Annotated in this window: 17 protein-coding genes and 1 pseudogene; 9 read left to right on the top strand and 9 right to left on the bottom strand. The window is 75.8% G+C overall.

The features are described 5' to 3' along the window. Together WCS02_RS09680 and WCS02_RS09675 are read right to left on the bottom strand one after the other, a co-directional pair. Positions 1-203, bottom strand: a pseudogene (locus tag WCS02_RS09680) (NAD-dependent succinate-semialdehyde dehydrogenase); the annotation flags it as partial. Further along, positions 200-1,474 (bottom strand): iron-containing alcohol dehydrogenase, encoded by a 1,275-nt coding sequence (locus WCS02_RS09675; RefSeq protein ID WP_340292468.1) that lies wholly within the window; start codon positions 1,472-1,474, stop codon positions 200-202. The gene WCS02_RS09675 and the pseudogene WCS02_RS09680, both read right to left, overlap by 4 nt. 220 nt (positions 1,475-1,694) lie before the next feature. Here WCS02_RS09675 and WCS02_RS09670 point away from each other — a divergent pair, with 220 nt between their 5' ends. The 6 genes from WCS02_RS09670 (at position 1,695) to WCS02_RS09645 (ending at position 6,931) form a co-directional block, all read left to right on the top strand. Further along, positions 1,695-2,474 (top strand): GntR family transcriptional regulator, encoded by a 780-nt coding sequence (locus WCS02_RS09670; RefSeq protein ID WP_340292466.1) that lies wholly within the window; start codon positions 1,695-1,697, stop codon positions 2,472-2,474. 82 nt (positions 2,475-2,556) lie between these two features. Next, complete coding sequence (locus WCS02_RS09665; protein ID WP_340292464.1) at positions 2,557-3,126, top strand: DJ-1/PfpI family protein; 570 nt, start codon at positions 2,557-2,559, stop codon at positions 3,124-3,126. A 37-nt stretch (positions 3,127-3,163) separates the two neighbouring features. Further along, positions 3,164-4,012: an alpha/beta fold hydrolase gene (locus tag WCS02_RS09660; protein ID WP_340292462.1), complete on the top strand. Its 849-nt coding sequence runs from the start codon at positions 3,164-3,166 to the stop codon at positions 4,010-4,012. Then, entirely contained in the window at positions 4,009-4,305 is a 297-nt protein-coding gene (locus tag WCS02_RS09655; RefSeq protein WP_340292460.1) for a Dabb family protein, read from the top strand. The genes WCS02_RS09660 and WCS02_RS09655 overlap by 4 nt, the downstream gene beginning before the upstream one ends. 172 nt (positions 4,306-4,477) lie before the next feature. Then, entirely contained in the window at positions 4,478-5,314 is an 837-nt protein-coding gene (locus WCS02_RS09650) for a helix-turn-helix transcriptional regulator (protein ID WP_340292457.1), read from the top strand. A 237-nt stretch (positions 5,315-5,551) separates the two neighbouring features. Next, on the top strand, positions 5,552-6,931 hold the full coding sequence (locus WCS02_RS09645; protein ID WP_340292453.1) for a TrkH family potassium uptake protein: 1,380 nt from the start codon (positions 5,552-5,554) through the stop codon (positions 6,929-6,931). 12 nt (positions 6,932-6,943) lie between these two features. On the opposite strand, the gene WCS02_RS09640 is transcribed toward WCS02_RS09645, so the two are convergent. Both WCS02_RS09640 and WCS02_RS09635 read right to left on the bottom strand, forming a co-directional pair. Beyond that, on the bottom strand, positions 6,944-8,059 hold the full coding sequence (locus WCS02_RS09640) for a winged helix DNA-binding domain-containing protein (protein WP_340292451.1): 1,116 nt from the start codon (positions 8,057-8,059) through the stop codon (positions 6,944-6,946). A gap of 9 nt (positions 8,060-8,068) precedes the next feature. After that, entirely contained in the window at positions 8,069-8,794 is a 726-nt protein-coding gene (locus tag WCS02_RS09635) for a class I SAM-dependent methyltransferase (RefSeq protein ID WP_340292449.1), read from the bottom strand. Between the two features lie 85 nt (positions 8,795-8,879). Here WCS02_RS09635 and WCS02_RS09630 point away from each other — a divergent pair, with 85 nt between their 5' ends. After that, a complete protein-coding gene (locus WCS02_RS09630; RefSeq protein ID WP_340292446.1) occupies positions 8,880-9,074 on the top strand; it encodes a helix-hairpin-helix domain-containing protein in 195 nt (64 codons plus the stop codon). Between the two features lie 50 nt (positions 9,075-9,124). On the opposite strand, the gene WCS02_RS09625 is transcribed toward WCS02_RS09630, so the two are convergent. Both WCS02_RS09625 and WCS02_RS09620 read right to left on the bottom strand, forming a co-directional pair. Then, positions 9,125-9,640, bottom strand: coding sequence for a GNAT family N-acetyltransferase (locus WCS02_RS09625; protein ID WP_340292444.1), 516 nt, complete (start codon positions 9,638-9,640; stop codon positions 9,125-9,127). Between the two features lie 102 nt (positions 9,641-9,742). Next, on the bottom strand, positions 9,743-10,276 hold the full coding sequence (locus tag WCS02_RS09620) for a DinB family protein (RefSeq protein ID WP_340292442.1): 534 nt from the start codon (positions 10,274-10,276) through the stop codon (positions 9,743-9,745). A 229-nt stretch (positions 10,277-10,505) separates the two neighbouring features. Between WCS02_RS09620 and WCS02_RS09615 the strand changes: the two genes are divergently transcribed. Beyond that, positions 10,506-11,096, top strand: coding sequence for a hypothetical protein (locus WCS02_RS09615; protein WP_340292440.1), 591 nt, complete (start codon positions 10,506-10,508; stop codon positions 11,094-11,096). Positions 11,097-11,168: 72 nt separating this feature from the next. On the opposite strand, the gene WCS02_RS09610 is transcribed toward WCS02_RS09615, so the two are convergent. The 3 genes from WCS02_RS09610 to WCS02_RS09600 form a co-directional block, all read right to left on the bottom strand. Continuing rightward, complete coding sequence (locus WCS02_RS09610; RefSeq protein WP_340292437.1) at positions 11,169-12,053, bottom strand: universal stress protein; 885 nt, start codon at positions 12,051-12,053, stop codon at positions 11,169-11,171. Positions 12,054-12,146: 93 nt separating this feature from the next. Then, positions 12,147-12,830 (bottom strand): BON domain-containing protein, encoded by a 684-nt coding sequence (locus tag WCS02_RS09605; RefSeq protein WP_340292435.1) that lies wholly within the window; start codon positions 12,828-12,830, stop codon positions 12,147-12,149. A 73-nt stretch (positions 12,831-12,903) separates the two neighbouring features. Next, positions 12,904-13,551, bottom strand: a complete 648-nt coding sequence (locus WCS02_RS09600) for a response regulator (RefSeq protein ID WP_340292433.1) — start codon at positions 13,549-13,551, stop codon at positions 12,904-12,906. A 252-nt stretch (positions 13,552-13,803) separates the two neighbouring features. Here WCS02_RS09600 and WCS02_RS09595 point away from each other — a divergent pair, with 252 nt between their 5' ends. Continuing rightward, positions 13,804-15,438 carry a GAF domain-containing protein gene (locus WCS02_RS09595; RefSeq protein ID WP_340292431.1) on the top strand — a complete coding sequence of 545 codons (1,635 nt, stop codon included), beginning with the start codon at positions 13,804-13,806 and terminating at the stop codon, positions 15,436-15,438. Positions 15,439-15,518: the final 80 nt, after the last annotated feature.

Genomic DNA, 15,518 nt, shown 5'->3' with positions numbered 1-15,518 from the left:
GCCGCCGCGGCGGCCTCGACGGCCGCGACCGCGTCCGCAGGGCCGGCGTCGGCGACGGTGGCCAGCACGGACCCGTCCGCGGGGTCGGTCACCTCGAGCCGACGACCGCCCGCCGCAGCCCGCCAGACGCCGTCCACGAGCAGGTCGGTGGGCACGTCGAGGGCGTCGAGGACCGGCCGCAGCGCGGTGTCGAGGACGGTCACCGGGCACCCCCGGTCGCGCCGGCCGCCGCGCCGGCGAGGGCCGGTCCCGTCCCGTCGCGCAGGGCCGCCCGGTCGCCGGAGTGCGCGGCACGGACGATGTGCTCGAGGGCGTCCACGTCGAGGGCGCGCGGGTTGTTCGCCACCAGGCGGGCGGCGCCTGTGGCCTGCTCCGCGGTCCAGCGCAGCCGGTCGGCGGGCAGCCCCAGGTCGGCGAGGGTCCGGGGGATGCCGACAGAGGCGAGCAGGTCCGCGACCCGCGTGATGGCCTCGTCGGCCAGGTCCTCCTCGGAGGCCTCGGCGGCCCCCATGTGCCGGGCGAGGGTGGCCAGCTCGGGGACGCGCTCCGGGCGGTTGAACTCCATGACGTACGGCAGCAGCGTGCCGACGCCGACCCCGTGGGGGGTGTGCGTGAGGGCGCCGACCGGGTACTGGATCGCGTGGGCGGCGGCCGTCCCGGCCGTGCCGAGGGCGAAGCCCCCCGCCGTGGCCCCGAGCATCATCGCCTCGCGGGCCGCGACGTCGTCGGGGTGCGACCAGGCCCGGTGCAGGCTCCCGGAGATGAGGCGGACCCCCAGCAGCGCATAGGCGTCGGTGAGCTCGTTCTTGCCGACGAAGACACGCTCGGTGGCCAGCGTGGCGCTCGGCTCGTGGCGGACCGCGGTGAAGGCCTCGACGACGTGGGACAGGGCGTCGGCACCGGCGCTCGCGGTCAGGGGCGGCGGGGCCCCGTGCGTCAGCTCCGGGTCGCAGACGGCGGTGTGCGGGATGAGGTGCGGGCTGGAGATGCCCACCTTGCTCGTGCGGGCGGGGTCGGTGAGGACCGCCACCGGGGTGACCTCGGAGCCGGTGCCCGCCGTGGTCGGCAGCGCCACCAGGGGCAGGACCGGTCCCGGGACCCGGAGCTCGCCGTAGTAGTCCGAGGGCTCGCCGCCGTGGGCCAGCAGCACGGCCACCGCCTTGGCCAGGTCGATGCAGCTGCCGCCCCCCATGCCGACCACCACGTCGGGGGCGGCGTCGGCGGCCAGGTCGGCGCAGCGGCGCACCTGGTGGACCGGGACGTCGGGCAGGACCTCGGTGAAGGCGGTGACCCGGACACCGGCCGCCTCGAGCAGCGCCACGAGCTCGGCGAACTCGCGCGTCGCCCCGAACCGCTCGTCGGTGCAGACCAGGGCCCGTGACCCGAGGGCGGCCACGACGGTGCCCAGGGCGCGGCGCTGGCCCGCGCCGAACAGCACCTGGCGGGGTCCGCGCAGGACGGCGAGCATGCTCATCGACGAGCTCCAAGCGGTAGACGGCTGGTGGGGAACAGGAGCGGAGGGCACCCCCGGACGGCGTCGTCCCGGGATGGTGGCCTGCCCGTTTCCTATACGATCCGGCGAGCCAGAGCATGGGGCCGCGATCGAGCCGGTGTCAACAGCCCCGCACGAGCCGGTCCTCGGGCACCCTTCCGGGGGCACCCACCCAGACCCCGGAGAGGGGGCGGACGCCCACGTGGACGGCGACCAGACGCCCGAGCAGCAGCAGGACCAGGCCGAGGACGACGGCCGGACGGGGGGCCGGCCCCGCAAGCGGCTGGCGGACGAGGTGTACGACACGCTGCTCGCGCAGCTGATGTCGCTGCGGATCGTGCCGGGTTCGCGCGTCACCATCGACGCCCTGGCGCGCGAGCTGGGGGTCTCCCAGACCCCGATCCGGGACGCCCTCAACCGGATGGAGGCCGACGGGCTCGTCGTGCGCGTCCACCACGCCGGCTACCGCATCCCTCCGCAGATCACCCGGGGGCGCTTCGAGGACATGCTCGAGGTCCGGCTGCTGCTGGAGCCCGCGGCGGCCCGGCGGGCGGCCGAGCGCGCCACGCCGGAGCACGTGCGCGGGATGCGGCAGATGCTGGCGGAGATGGCGGACCTCGCCGGCGGCGACGGGCACCTGGCCTACGGCGCGTTCGGCCGCCGGGACGCCGCCTTCCACGACCTCGTCGCCCTGAGCGGGGGCAACGCCCTGGTGCGCGAGGCGCTGGCCCGGCTGCACACCCACGTGCACCTGTTCCGCCTGCTCTTCGACACCCAGGTGACGTCGCTGGCGACGGCCGAGCACGACGAGGTGCTCGAGGCGGTGGCCAGCCGGGACCCGGACGCCGCGGCCTGGGCGATGCGCACGCACATCCTCCGCTCGGGCGAGCGCTTCGGGGCGCTCTTCGACGCGGCGGAGGCAGCGGGGGCAGCCGGGGCAGCCGGTGCAGACGGGGACGACGGCGGCCGCGAGGGGTCTTGACGCGGGAGGCGGTCACCGCAATCCTGCACGTCGATCCGATCGGATCCGATCCGCCACCCATCGACGAGTGCGAGGAGACGCAGTGCCCAGAGCGCTGCTCCTGACCGGCGACGCCGCCGAGGAGCTCGACACCATGTACCCCTACTACCGCGTGCAGGAGGGCGGCTGGGACGTCGACGTCTCCTCCCGGACCCTGCGCGACGTGCAGCTCGTCATCCACGAGTTCGACCCGGGCTCGGACGCCTACGTGGAGAAGCCGGGCCGCCGGCTGCCCGTCGACGTGCCGTGGTCCGAGGTCGACGTCGAGCGCTACGACGCCCTCATCATCCCGGGCGGGCGGGCGCCGGAGTGGATCCGCGTGGACGCCGACGTCCGCCGCATCACCGAGCACTTCTTCGCCCGCGACCTGCCGATCGCCCTGGTGTGCCACGGCGCGCAGGTGCCCGCCGTGTACGGGCTGCTCAAGGGCCGGAAGACCGCGTGCTTCCCGCCCATCACGGGCGACATGGAGAACGCCGGCGCGACCGTCGTCGACGCGCCGGACGTCGTCGACGGCAACCTCGTCTCGTGCCGGGGCTGGCCGGACATGCCCCAGTTCGGGCGGGCCATGATGGAGCTCTTCGCGCGGCACGCCGCGTCCGTCCCTGCCTGAGAGCCGCACCGCCGGGTCCGGCCCGACCGCGACGGGGGTGGCGGCGGGCCGGACCGTCCTCGTGCGCGGCTCGGCGGTGCAGGTCCTCGACGTGGGGTCCGGCCCGGCGGTGCTCCTGCTCCACGGCTCCGGCCCGGGGACCACGGGCGCGGGGTCGTGGGGCGCCACGGCGGAGGCGCTGGCCGGGTCGTGCAGGCTCGTCGCCCCGGACCTCGCGGGGTTCGGCGGGACACCGCTCCCGCCGGGGTCCCGCGGCGGGCGCCGGACGTGGACCGAGCAGGCGTCCGGTCTCGTGGACGCGCTGGGCCTGGACCGGTACGTCGTGGTCGGGCACTCCATGGGGGCGGCCGTCGCGCTGTCGCTGGCCGTCGCGCGGCCCTCGCAGGTGGCCGGGGTCGTCGCGGTGTCCGCGATGGGGGCCCCCGGGGCGCCGCTGTCGCCCGACCTCGAGGCCGTCTGGGCCGCGCCGCCGGGCAGGGACGGCGCCCGGGACATGCTGTCGAGGCTGCTGCTCGACCCTGCCCTGGTGGGCGAGCAGGCGGTCACGGCGCGCGCGGCGGCCATGGAGGCGGGCGAGGCCGCCTTCGAGGGGCTGTTCCCCCCGCCGCGGCAGCGGTGGGTCGACGACCTCGCCCTCGCGCCCGCCGAGCTCGCCGGCGTCCGCGCCCCCGTGCTGCTCGTGCACGGCGCCCAGGACACGGTGACGCCGCTCGCCACGTCGGTGCCCGCGCTGCTCGCGTCGCTGCCCGACGCGCGGCTGCACGTCCTCGACCGGTGCGGCCACGCGCCCGCCGTCGAGCACCCGGACGCCTTCCGGGCTCTGCTCGCGGACTTCCTGGGCGTGGAGGCACCCCCGGACCGGCGGCAGGACGGACGACCCTCGTGATCACGCACACCGTCAGCTTCTGCCTCGTGCACCCCGAGGGCTCCGAGGCCGAGGTGGAGTTCCTCACCCGTGCCCGGGCGGTGCTGTCCGCCGTGCCGGGCGTGCAGGATCTCGCCGTCCATCGGCAGGTCAGCCCGCAGAGCCCGCACCGGTTCCAGCTCTCGATGCGGTTCTCCGACGAGCAGGCGTACCGCGCCTACGACGAGCACCCCGAGCACGTCAGGTTCGTGCGGGAGCGGTGGGCCCCCGAGGTCGCCGACTTCCAGGAGCTGGACCTCACCGCCTGGCCGTGACCCCCGCCGGACGGTCCCTTCGGGAGGGGGTGGCCCACCGCCGTCGTCGTCCAGCGGCGGCCCGGCGCGGCGGAGGTGCGTGCCCGCCGTGGGGAAGGGGGGACCCGGAGGCCGTGGCTGCGCCGGCGGGGGGACGGTAGGAACGAAGGATGACGACAGGACGTGTGCAGCCGTGATCGACAGGGCCGGGCTGGCGGAGTTCCTCCGGAACCGGCGGGAGTCCCTGCAGCCAGAGGACGTCGGGATGCCCCGTGGCCAGCGCCGGCGGACCGGGGGCCTGCGCCGGGAGGAGGTCGCGGTCCTGTGCCACATCTCCACGGACTACTACGCGCGGATCGAGCGTCAGCGGGGACCCCACCCGTCCGAGCAGATGATCTCCTCCATCGCCCAGGGCCTGCACCTGACCCTCGACGAGCGGGACCACCTGTTCCGCCTGGCGGGGCACACCCCGCCGCCCCGGGGCTCCACGAGCGAGCACATCAGCCCGGGGCTGCTGCGCGTGCTGGACCGGCTGGACGACACCCCGGCGGAGATCGTCACCGAGCTGGGCGACACGCTGAGGCAGTCCCGCCTCGGCGTCGCCCTCACCGGGGACGCGACCCGGCACACGGGGCACGCCCGCAGCCGCGGCTACCGCTGGTTCACCGACCCTGACGAGCGTCGGCTGTACGTCCCGGAGGACCGGGCGCTCCTGTCACGGTCGTACGCCTCGGGCCTGCGGCAGGTCCTCGGCATGCGGGGACCTGGGTCTCGCGCAGCCCTGCTCGCCGGGCTGCTGCTGGAGCGCAGCGAGGAGTTCCGCGCCCTGTGGGCGGAGCACGAGATCGGCGTCCGCCCCGACGACGTCAAGCGCTTCGACCACCCCGACGTGGGCGCCCTCGAGCTGCACTGCCAGCGCTTGCACGACCACCAGCAGTCGCACTCGTTGCTCGTCTACACGGCGGTCCCGGGCACCGAGAGCCACGACAAGCTGCAGATGCTGGCCGTCCTCGCCCCGCACGTCCCCTGAGCGGACGTCACGGGGCCGAGCCACCTCCGCGCGGGAGGTGCCCCCACCCCCGGCGGTGAAGGTCGGACCCGGTCAGACGCCGGCGGGCTCGCGCACGTCGGTGGAGCTGGTCCTGCCGCCGGTCCTGCTGTGGCTGCGGCGGGTGGTCGGTCCTCCGCACTCCCGGATGGTTCCCGGACCCCGGCTGCCCCGGTTCTCGGGGTCGTCCCGCGCCGGGGGCGCCTAGCGTCGGCGCACGTGGTCGTGCGTGCGGGTCGGGGTGCGCGCGGCAGGCGCGCGGTGGAGTGGGTCGAGACGCGGCTGGGTACCCCGCTGCGGCTCATCCCGGTCGGGTTCGCCGCCGCGGTCGCCGTCGCGACCCTGGTGCTGATGAGCCCCTGGGCCACCGCCGACGGGTCCTCCGCGCCGTTCCTGGTCGCGGTGTTCACGGCCACGTCGGCCGTGTGCGTCACCGGGCACATCGTGGTGGACACCCCCGTGTACTGGTCCACGGCGGGCGAGGCGGCGATCCTGCTGTTCGTCCAGCTGGGCGGCCTCGGCGTCGCCACCCTGGCCACGCTCCTGGCGCTGCTCGTGGCCCGGAAGGTCGGGCTGCAGGACCGGCTGCGCGCCGCGGCGGGCACGTCCGCGGACGCCCTGGCCGACGCCCGGGCGGTGGTGCTGGGCATCGTGACCACCTCGCTGGTCATCGAGGTGGTCGTCGCCGTGTGCCTGTCCCTCCGCTTCTGGCTCGGCTACGGCGAGCCGCCCGGCAGGGCGCTGTGGCTGGGGGTGTTCCACTCCGTGTCCGCGTTCAACAACGCCGGGTTCTCGCTGTTCAGCGACAACCTCGTGGGCTTCGACGACGACGCCTGGGTGACCGGGCCGGTCATGGTCGCCGTCGTCCTGGGAGGCATCGGCTTCCCCGTCCTGCGGGAGGTGCTGCGGCGGCACCGGCCGGGCCGCTGGTCGGTGCACACCCGGCTCACCCTGCTCACGACCGGCGTCCTCCTGCTGCTCGGAGCGCTCGTCTTCGTGGTGCTGGAGTGGCAGCACGAGCCGACCAGCGGGGACGGGTCGGTCGCCGACCGGCTCTGGATCCCGCTCTTCATGTCGGTCACGGCCCGCACCGCCGGCTTCAACACCATCGACTACGGCCAGGCGACCGAGGCGTCGCTGTTCGTCACCAACCTGCTGATGATCGTCGGCGGCGGCTCGGGCGGCACGGCCGGCGGCATCAAGGTCGGGACCCTCGCGGTGCTGGTGGCCGCCGTCGTCGCCGAGGCCAGGGGAGACTCCGACACCGACGTCATGGGCCGCCGCGTCCCGCCGCAGGTGCTCCGGCAGGCGCTGGCCGTGCTGGCGCTCACCCTCGCCGTCGTGGTCACGGCCTCCACGGTGCTGCTCCGCATCGCCGACGCCACGACCGCGCAGGTCGTGTTCGAGGTGGTGTCCGCCACCGCCACGGTGGGGCTGTCCACGGGCATCACCGCCGACCTGCCCGCGCTGGGCAAGTGGGTGCTCATCGTCTGCATGTTCGTCGGGCGCATCGGCCCCGTCGCCCTGGTCAGCGCCCTGGCCCTGCGCGACAGGAGCAAGCTCTACCGGCTGCCCGAGACCCGTCCGCTCATCGGGTAGGGCGGGTCCCGCCTACGCCGGGCTCTCGAACCGCACGCGAGGGTCGTCGGAGGTGTCGGCGTCCACTGCCCTGAGCAGCCTCGCGCCCTCCTCGGCCAGCTGTGCCTGCGTCGTGGCGGGGAGGGGCGCGAAGGGGCGGACGGTGATCCCGGGCCGCGACCCGCTGGTCTCGAAGCGCCAGGTGCCCGCGACGAACCCGTCCACGAGCACCGTCGCCCGGATGATGCCGCCGGTGGTGAAGACCTGCGCGCCGTGCTCCTCCGCGAGGACGCGTCGCCGGTCGACGTGGCCGAGCAGCGCGTCGTCGAACTCCGACAGATACCGCACCGGGAGCTCCCGGTCCGGCTCGGCCGGCTCCGCGCCGGCCAGGTCGTACAGCGTGCGGCCCCGGTCGTCCCTGGAGGTGCGCAGCTGCGGGGCCAGCCGCGTGACCACTGCCTGGAGGCGGGTCAAGCCCGACCACTTCTGCATGTCCTGCACGCTGGCCGGGCCGTACGCCGAGAGGTACCGCAGCACGTAGTCCTCCAGCGACGGGCCAGTGTCCTCCGCCTGCCCGAGCCACGAGGTGACGGTGGTGTGCGTCGGGGGCGCGGTGCTGCCCCAGAGCCCGCGGGGCGGCACCTGCACCAGCGGCACGAGGTTCCGGGCGGTCTGCGCCAGCGCGCCGGCGTCCCGGTCGGGCCAGGCCTGCTGCAGACGCTCGCCGAGCTCGGCGAAGCCCAGCGGCCGCTCCTCCACGAGGGCGGTCGTGAGCCGCGCCAGCTCGGCCAGGTCGACGCCGGCGACCTGCCGCCCGAACTGCCCCCGTGCGACCCGTGCGAGCTGCTCCGCCAGCAGCGGCCGGAGCGCCAGGCAGTCCTGCGCGGTGACCAGGTGCAGGGTCGAGCGCATCAGGGCGACGCGGACCACGCTGCGGTCCAGGAGCAGCCGCTCCAGGTCGTCGAGGGCGAAGCCGTCTAGGCGGGTCCACAGCCCGACGTACGGCGGTCTCACCGCCTGGGCCTGGATGCCCACCAGGTGCGCGACGGCCGGCAGGGCACCCATGCCCGACCGGCTGTCGAGCAGCTGCCGCGCCATCAGGGCCCTGTTGAGCTCCCGCAGCCCGAGCACGGGACCGCCGGCGCTCACGCCCTCACCTCAGCACGGTTCGAGGACGACGAAGAGGAAGCAGACGAACGCCGTCCGGTCGCGCAGGTGCTCGGGGAGCAGCTCCCGGGGGGTGTCGGCGTCGAAGGGCGGCTCGCTGAGGAGCGCGATCCGGAAGCCGGCCTCGGTGAACGCGTCGGACATGGCGTGCAGCGGACGGTGCCAGTACGTGAGGACCGCGTCCTGGCCGTCGAAGGTGAACTCCTCCGAGTACCGGGTCACGTCGAAGTACGTGCTGCCCCCGTAGTTGACGAGGTAGACGCTCGGGTGGGGCACCGAGAGGACGACCCGACCGTCGCTGCGCAGGACCCGCCGCAGCTCTCGCAGCGGGGCCACCCAGTCCTGGAGGTAGTGCAGGACCAGCGAGGCGACCACGTCGTCGAAGGTGCCGTCGTCGAAGGGGAGCGGCCCGCCGAGGTCGGCGACGTGGAGGTCGGCGTCCGCGCCGAGCCGCTGCCGGGCCAGCTCGACCATGGCGGGGCTGGAGTCGAAGCCGGTGACGACCGCCCCCTTCTCCCGCAGCGCCGCGCCCAGGGGGCCGGACCCGCAGCCGGCGTCGAGGACGCGGTGCCCCTCGACGTCGCCGGCGAGCCGGACCATGGCCGGTCGTTCGTAGTAGCGGTTGTGCAGGCTGGACTCGTTGGCCCGGGCGTACGCCGCCGCGAAGCTGTCGTAGCCGGTGGCTGCGGTCGGGTCCTCGGTGCCGGGGGAGGGCATAGGAGATGCCTACCAGCGCAGCGGAGCGCGCGACGGAGGGCGCTGGCGTGCTGGACGCCGTGACCGGGCCTGGCACCGTGACCGGGTGCCCACGCCGCTGGACGCGCTGCCCCAGGTCGGAGCCCCCGCGACGCGCGCCCTCGAGGGTGCCGGGTACACCTCCCTCGGACAGCTGGCCGGCGTGCCCCGGTCCGACCTGTCCCGGCTCCACGGGGTCGGGCCCAGGGCGCTGGCGGTCATCGAGGCCGAGCTCGAGCAGCAGGACCTCCGGCTCGCCTGACGCGTCCGGACCGGGTCGCGACCCGGCGCCCCAGCAGCGCTCCCGGTCGGCTACCGGGAGGCCCGTCCCGCGGTCCGCACCATGAGCAGGCTGTCACCGTGCACGGGGTCGCGTTCGACCTGGCCGCTCTCGCGGAAGCCGAGCTTGACCAGCACCCGCCGGGAGGCGATGTTCCAGGCGCGGACACCGGCCCACAGCCGCTCGTGGCCGGCGCGGTCCGCCCAGGCGACCACCGCCCCCCCCGCCTCCGTGGCGTAGCCCGACCCGTGCACGTGGGACAGGAGCTCGAAGGCCAGCTCGGGCTCCTCCGGAGAGCCGTTGCCGGTCGTGACGAGCCCGCAGTACCCGACGACGTCCCCCACGTCCTTGCGCAGCACCGCCAGCAGGCCGAGCCCCGGCCCCTCCTGCTCCGTGCGCAGGTACGCGGCGATGGCGGCCAGGTCCGGCTGCCCCGAGGCATCGATCCGCCGGTGGTCCGGCACCCGGGGGTCCCGCTCGGTCCACAGCCGCCGGTAGACGTCGGCCTCCTCGACCCGGCGAGGACGCAGGAGCAGACGGGCGGTCACCAGGGTGGTCGGTGCGGATGCTCCAGCCGCGGCGTCATCCTGCCGTCCGGGCCGGTACCGGGGGCTGGTGGGGGACCGCACGGACCGGGACCGGCCTCCGCGTCAGCCGGCGGGCTCCTCGCCGGTGCTGCCGTCGGCAAGCTCGCGGAGCAGGTCGAGGTGGCCGAGGTGCCGGGCCGTCTCCTCGACGAGGTGGAGCAGGACCCAGCGCAGCGAATAGCCCCGCCGGGCGGAGACGTCGTCCAGCCGGTGCGCGGCCACGACCGCGTCGCAACGCGCGGCCTCGGCCGCGTAGTCCTCGAGCAGCTGCTCCATCATCACGCCGTCGGGCACGTGCAGCTCGCCGTCGGGGTCGTCGTCCGTCCAGTCGAAGGCCAGCCCCTCCTGGCCGTCGAAGACGTCGCGGAGCCAGGAGCGCTCGACGTTGGTCAGGTGCCGCACCACGCCGTGCGCGTCCAGGCCGGAGGGCGTGGCCACCGACCGCAGCGCCGCCTCCGAGGCACCACCGACCTTCCAGGCCACGAGCCCGCGCTGGCGCTGCAGGAAGCCGAGCAGCGCGGTGCCCTCGTCCCCCCGGTGCGCGGGCTCGGTAATCCCGTGCCGGTCGCCGTTGTCGGTCCCGCCGCCGTCGTCCACGGCCCCATCCTGACGGCGACCACCGTCAGCGGACCCGCGACCGCCGTCGGTGCCGCCGTCATGGCCGGCCCAGCGGTGCTCCGCCCTGCTGGTCCCGTGACCCGTCGTCCCGGCCGGTCCCCTGCACTCCCGGCCGGGCGGGGACCTTCGACCCTGGGCGCGCGACCGGCGCGACCGGAGCATCGGGCCGTCGCCCGCACCAGGCGGGCACCGAGCACCGGAGCCCACCATGGCTGTCCCCACCCACCCGGCACGGCCCACCCGCGCCGGGGCCCGAGGCGTCCTGCGCGACGACGCCCACGCCGCCGAGCCCACGGTCGAGGAGACCCGCCAGCACCTCGCCTACCGGTACACCCTCGCCGCCCTCCGGCTCTCGCTCGGCTGGGTCTTCCTCTGGGCCTTCGTCGACAAGCTCCTCGGCCTCGGTCGCGCGACGCCCGCCGACGGCGCGTGGATCGACGGCGGGAGCCCGACCGCCGGGTTCCTCGGCAACGCGCCCACCGGCCCGTTCGCCCCCGCCTTCACCGCCATCGCCGGCGCCGGCTGGGCGGACTGGCTGTTCATGGCCGCGCTGCTCGGCATCGGGTCGGCCCTGGTGCTGGGGATCGGGATGCGCGTCGCGGCGGTCTCCGGCTCGGCCCTGCTCGTCCTGATGTGGGCCGCGGTCCTGCCCCCGGCCAACAACCCGGTCGTGGACGACCACCTGGTCTACGCGCTGGTCCTGGTCCTGCTGGCGCTCACCAGCGCCGGGCGGACCCTGGGCCTCGGCCGCCGCTGGGAGGAGCTCCCCCTGGTCACCCGCTACGGCGCCCTCAGGTAGTCGCGCCGCCTGGGGGCGCCGACGAGGCGCCCCCAGGTCGTCCTTGGGCCCTGGTCACCGCACGGCGTGCGGTCAGAGGGACGGCACGACGGCCACGGGGCAGCGGGCGTGCTCCAGCAGCGTCGTCGCGACGGGGTCGTGCAGCAGCCCGTGCAGCGGTGCCCGGCGGTGGTGCCCCACGACGAGCAGCGCGAAGCCCTCCGACGCGGCCAGCAGCTCGCGCGCCCCGCGCCCGGGGACCAGGTGCACGTCCACGGGGACGTCGGGGAACTTCTCGCCCATCCCGGCGAGGGCCTCCGCGGTGAGGGCCTCCTCCTCGCCGAGGTCGGGGCCGCCGTCGGCCCCGACCTGGCCGCCGGGGCGGTGGGCGGGGTCGCGGTAGCAGTGCACGACGGTCAGCGGGCAGCCGCGCAGGGACGCCATCCCGAAGGCGAACTCCACGGCCGGCAGCGAGTGCTCGGTGCCGTCGACGCCGACCATCACCCCGCCGCCCGCGAGGCTGTCGGGTCGCAGCACGACCACGGGGCAGGTGGCGTGCCGCGACACCGCGACGCTCACCGACCCCAGCAGCAGGGACGCCACAGGGCCGAGGCCGCGGGAGCCCAGGACCACCATGGCCGCCGTCTCGCCCAGCTGCAGCAGGGCGTTGCGGGGGTCGTCACCGCTGAGCACGCTGCCCACCTCGACGTCGGGGTGGCGGGCCCGGACCCGTGCGGTCGCGGCCTCCAGCATGGCGACGTCCCTCTGGCGGACCTCGTCGCGCAGGCCGGTGTAGTCGTGCTCGGCCCCCGGGTAGTCGCCCCCGCCCGCGAACGCCACCGGGTCCGCGCCGTGCAGCAGCGTGAGGGGACGGTGCTCGCGGGCCGCCTGGTCCGTGGCCCAGTCCAGGGCCTCGAGCGAGCCCGCCGAGCCGTCGATGCCGACCACGATGCTTCCTGGTGCCGTCTGGGGTGCCATGCCGTCGAGCGTGCCTGCATGAAAGGGATCAGGACCACGGCCGAAAGACCCGCCGGGGGAGGCCCCCGTCCCGGCGGTGCCCTGCCGACGCGCTCAGTCCTCGGGGTCGAAGTCCAGCACCCGGAGGTTGTTCGCCACGTCGGTCACGCCGGGCGTCGACCAGGCGGCGCGGCCGGCCTCGTCGCGCTGGGTGGCGGAGGGGACGTGCCCGAACAGCTCGATGGTGCTGCCGCTGGTGGTGACGTGCACGTTGTCGGCGTCCACCGCGGCGCTGCGGTGCAGGGCCGCGGTGACGGAGGAGGCGGCCTGCAGCGGGGCGAACGGGCGGTCGGGGACCAGGGCGACGGCGTTGACCACCCCGGCAGACCCGGGGACGGCGCGGACGGCCGCCTCGGCGTCGGTCCGCTGGAAGTGCCACCGCACGGTCCCGGTCAGGGTGATCACCTGCCCGGCAGAGGTGGCCAGCACGCCCGCGGCGTCCGTGCCGGCGAGGGCGAGCGCCGCGGTGGCGTCGCGGGCGAGGTCCGCGTCGGGTCGTGACCGGGCGGCCGGCCCGACGGTCAGCAGGTCCACGACCCCGCCGACGCCGCGCACGCGCAGCGCCGCCCGCACGGTGGCGCCCTGCTCCCGCACGCTGCCGACCTCTCCGGTCAGCGTCACCACCGCCGCGCTCACCTGCACCGTGACCCGGCCGGCGCCCGCGTCCGGGGACCAGGCGAGCTCGTCGGCGACATGGTGGGCGAGCTGGCGGGGCGGCGTGTGCAGGGTGCTTCGCATGGCCGCCACCGTGGCGCGCAGGACCTGGTGCCGGCCAGGGCACTCGGTCCCCCCGGGCGGGGTCCATCGTCCTCTACGGGGCGTGCCGGAGCCTGGTGGCCATGAGGGCGGCCTGGGTGCGGCTGTCCAGGCCGAGCTTGGTGAGGATGTTGGAGACGTAGTTCTTCACGGTCTTCTCCGCCAGGCCCATCTGCGCCGCGATCTGGCGGTTGGTGAGGCCCTCCGTGATGTGGCCCAGCAGCCTGCGCTCCTGCTCGGTGAGCGAGGAGAGCTCGGGGGCCACGGCGGCGGGGTTGCGGACCCGGTCCAGGACGCGGGCGACGAGGGCCGGGTCGATGAGGGAGCGGCCCCCGGCGACCTGGCGGACGGCCTCGACGAGGTCGGTGCCCTTGATCTCCTTGAGCAGGTAGCCGGCGGCGCCGGCCATGATGGCGGCGAACAGGGCCTCGTCGTCGTCGTAGGAGGTGAGGACGAGGGCCCGGATCGTGGGGTCCTGCGAGCGGACCTCCCGGCAGACCTCGATGCCGGAGCCGTCCCCGAGGCGGCCGTCGAGGACGGCGACGTCGGGACGCAGCGCGGGGATGCGGCGGGTGGCCTCGACCGCCGAGCCGGACTCGCCGACGACCTCGATGTCGCCGGCACCCTCGAGCAGGGCGCGAAGCCCCTGCCGGACGACCTCGTGGTCGTCGAGCAGGAACACCCGGATCACTGGCGCCGCCATGCCCACCACTGTCCTCCCTGCGACCCGCGCCGGTGCCCTCCGGCACCCCGGCCCGCGGTCCGCGCTCCTGGTCCCGTCTGCACCGCACGACTCTCGACCTGCTCGCGAGGTCCGCCCACGGGCGCAGGGCCCGCCGTCCCGGGCCCTTCGTCCCGGCCCGTCGGGTCCGGCCGGGTGGATGATGGCGCGTGGCCGCGACCAGGCACCACCCCGTCCCGGCAGGGGACGCGGCGACCCGGGGGCAGGGCGAGGGTGCCTGACGCGCGGGCGGCGGCGGCGCGGCTGGAGCGCCTCCTGGTGGCCAACCGGCTCGTCGCCGAGGACCTGGAGCTGTCGACGGTCCTCCGGCACGTCGTGGAGGCCGCGACCGACATGGTGGGCGCCGCCTACGGCGCGATCGGGACGGTGGGCTCGGACGGCCGCCTGGACGAGCTCATCGAGGCGGGGCCGGACGAGGTCGCCGCGACCCAGCGGTCACGCCGCCCGGCCCGCGGCAGCCCTGCCGTCGAGGACGACCCCCGGCCGGCCTGGATGACGGCGCCGACGCCCGCGCGGCCGGCCGGCGCCGATGACGGCGTCGCCACGAGCAGCTTCCTCGGTGTCCCCGTGAGGGTGCGCGACGAGCTGTTCGGCTACCTGTACCTCGCCGACCCCAGGCCCGCGGCGTTCACCCCGGCCGACCAGGGGCTGCTGGAGGCGCTGGCGGCCACGGCCGGGGTGTCGATCGCCCACGCCCGCCTGCTGGACGAGTCGCTGCGGCGCGAGACGTGGTCGGCCGCCTACGCGCAGATCACGCAGGAGCTGCTGACCGACGACGACCCCGGCGACGCCCTCCAGCTGGTCGCCCGGCGCGTCCTGGAGCTGGCCCGTGCCGACCTCGTCGCCGTGGTCCTGCCCGTCGAGGCAGGGGCACCCGACGGCGAGCTCGCCGTCCACCGTGCCGCGGGCAGGAGCAGCGAGAGCCTGGTCGCGGTCAGGTTCCCGGCCGCGGGCACGCTCGCGGGCACCTCGATGCGGACAGGCAGGCCCCAGCTGCGGGACAGCTGGGGGACGGTCGCGCTGCTCGCCTCGGCGGTGCTCGGACCGGTGATGGCGGTACCGCTCGTGGCGGCCGGCGGCGTGCGGGGCAGCCTGCTCGTGGCTCGTGACGAGGCCGGGCGCCGCTTCTCCCAGGGCGACCTCGACGTCGTCGCGTCCTTCGCGGGGCAGGCGGCGCTCGCCCTGGAGCGGGCCGACGCCCGGCAGGTACGGCTGCGGGCCCAGGAGCTCGAGGAGCGGGAACGCATCGCCGGCGACCTCCACGACCACGTGGTGCAGCGGCTCTTCGCCGCGGGGCTGAACATCCAGAGCGTGTGCACGGCCCTGGGGCCGGGAGCGCACACCGACCGGCTGAGCAGCCAGATCGACGAGATCGACGCGACCATCCGGCAGATCCGCACCACCATCTTCGGGCTGCACCGGGCGCCGGGGAGCGAGCCGGGGCTGCGGGCGCAGGTCCTCGACGTCGTCGCGGCGACCACGGTCCTGCTGCCCGGCCCGCCGGAGGTCACCCTGCGCGGGCCGCTGGACCTGCTCGTGCCCGAGCCGGTGCGCGGCGACCTGCTCGCGGTGGTCCGGGAAGGGCTGACCAACGTGGGACGCCACGCCTGCGCCCGGCGCGTGGACGTGCTCGTCACGGCCGGGCCACGACGGCTGACGGTCGAGGTGCTGGACGACGGCAGGGGCCTGGCCGGTGCCGGGCCGTCCAGCGGGCTCCGGAACCTCGCCCGGCGCGCGGAGGCGCTGGACGGCCGCTTCGAGGTGGTGGCCCGCGCAGGGGGCGGGACCCGGCTCTCCTGGTCGGTCCCCCTGCCCGGTGCCGAGGGCGGGGGCCGGGGCCCGCCCTGACGACCGGCGCCGACCGGCTCCCGACCGGCGGCCACCCTGCCGCCGGTACGCCCCCGGCCCGGGGGACTTTCGCCTCTGGC

The sequence above is a fragment of the Aquipuribacter hungaricus genome (genome assembly GCF_037860755.1).
GTDB classification, from domain to species: Bacteria; Actinomycetota; Actinomycetes; order Actinomycetales; family JBBAYJ01; genus Aquipuribacter; species Aquipuribacter hungaricus.
Note: the sequence above shows the minus strand (reverse complement) of the source record. Positions and strands in the feature narration are given on the sequence as shown.

Coding starts and splice junctions, on each gene's coding strand:
- WCS02_RS09675 (WP_340292468.1), bottom strand. CDS start 1,474: ATGAGCATGCTCGCCGTCCTGCGCGGACCCCGCCAGGTGCTGTTCGGC.
- WCS02_RS09635 (WP_340292449.1), bottom strand. CDS start 8,794: ATGCCCTCCCCCGGCACCGAGGACCCGACCGCAGCCACCGGCTACGAC.
- WCS02_RS09615 (WP_340292440.1), top strand. CDS start 10,506: ATGGCTGTCCCCACCCACCCGGCACGGCCCACCCGCGCCGGGGCCCGA.
- WCS02_RS09610 (WP_340292437.1), bottom strand. CDS start 12,053: ATGGCACCCCAGACGGCACCAGGAAGCATCGTGGTCGGCATCGACGGC.
- WCS02_RS09605 (WP_340292435.1), bottom strand. CDS start 12,830: ATGCGAAGCACCCTGCACACGCCGCCCCGCCAGCTCGCCCACCATGTC.
- WCS02_RS09600 (WP_340292433.1), bottom strand. CDS start 13,551: ATGGCGGCGCCAGTGATCCGGGTGTTCCTGCTCGACGACCACGAGGTC.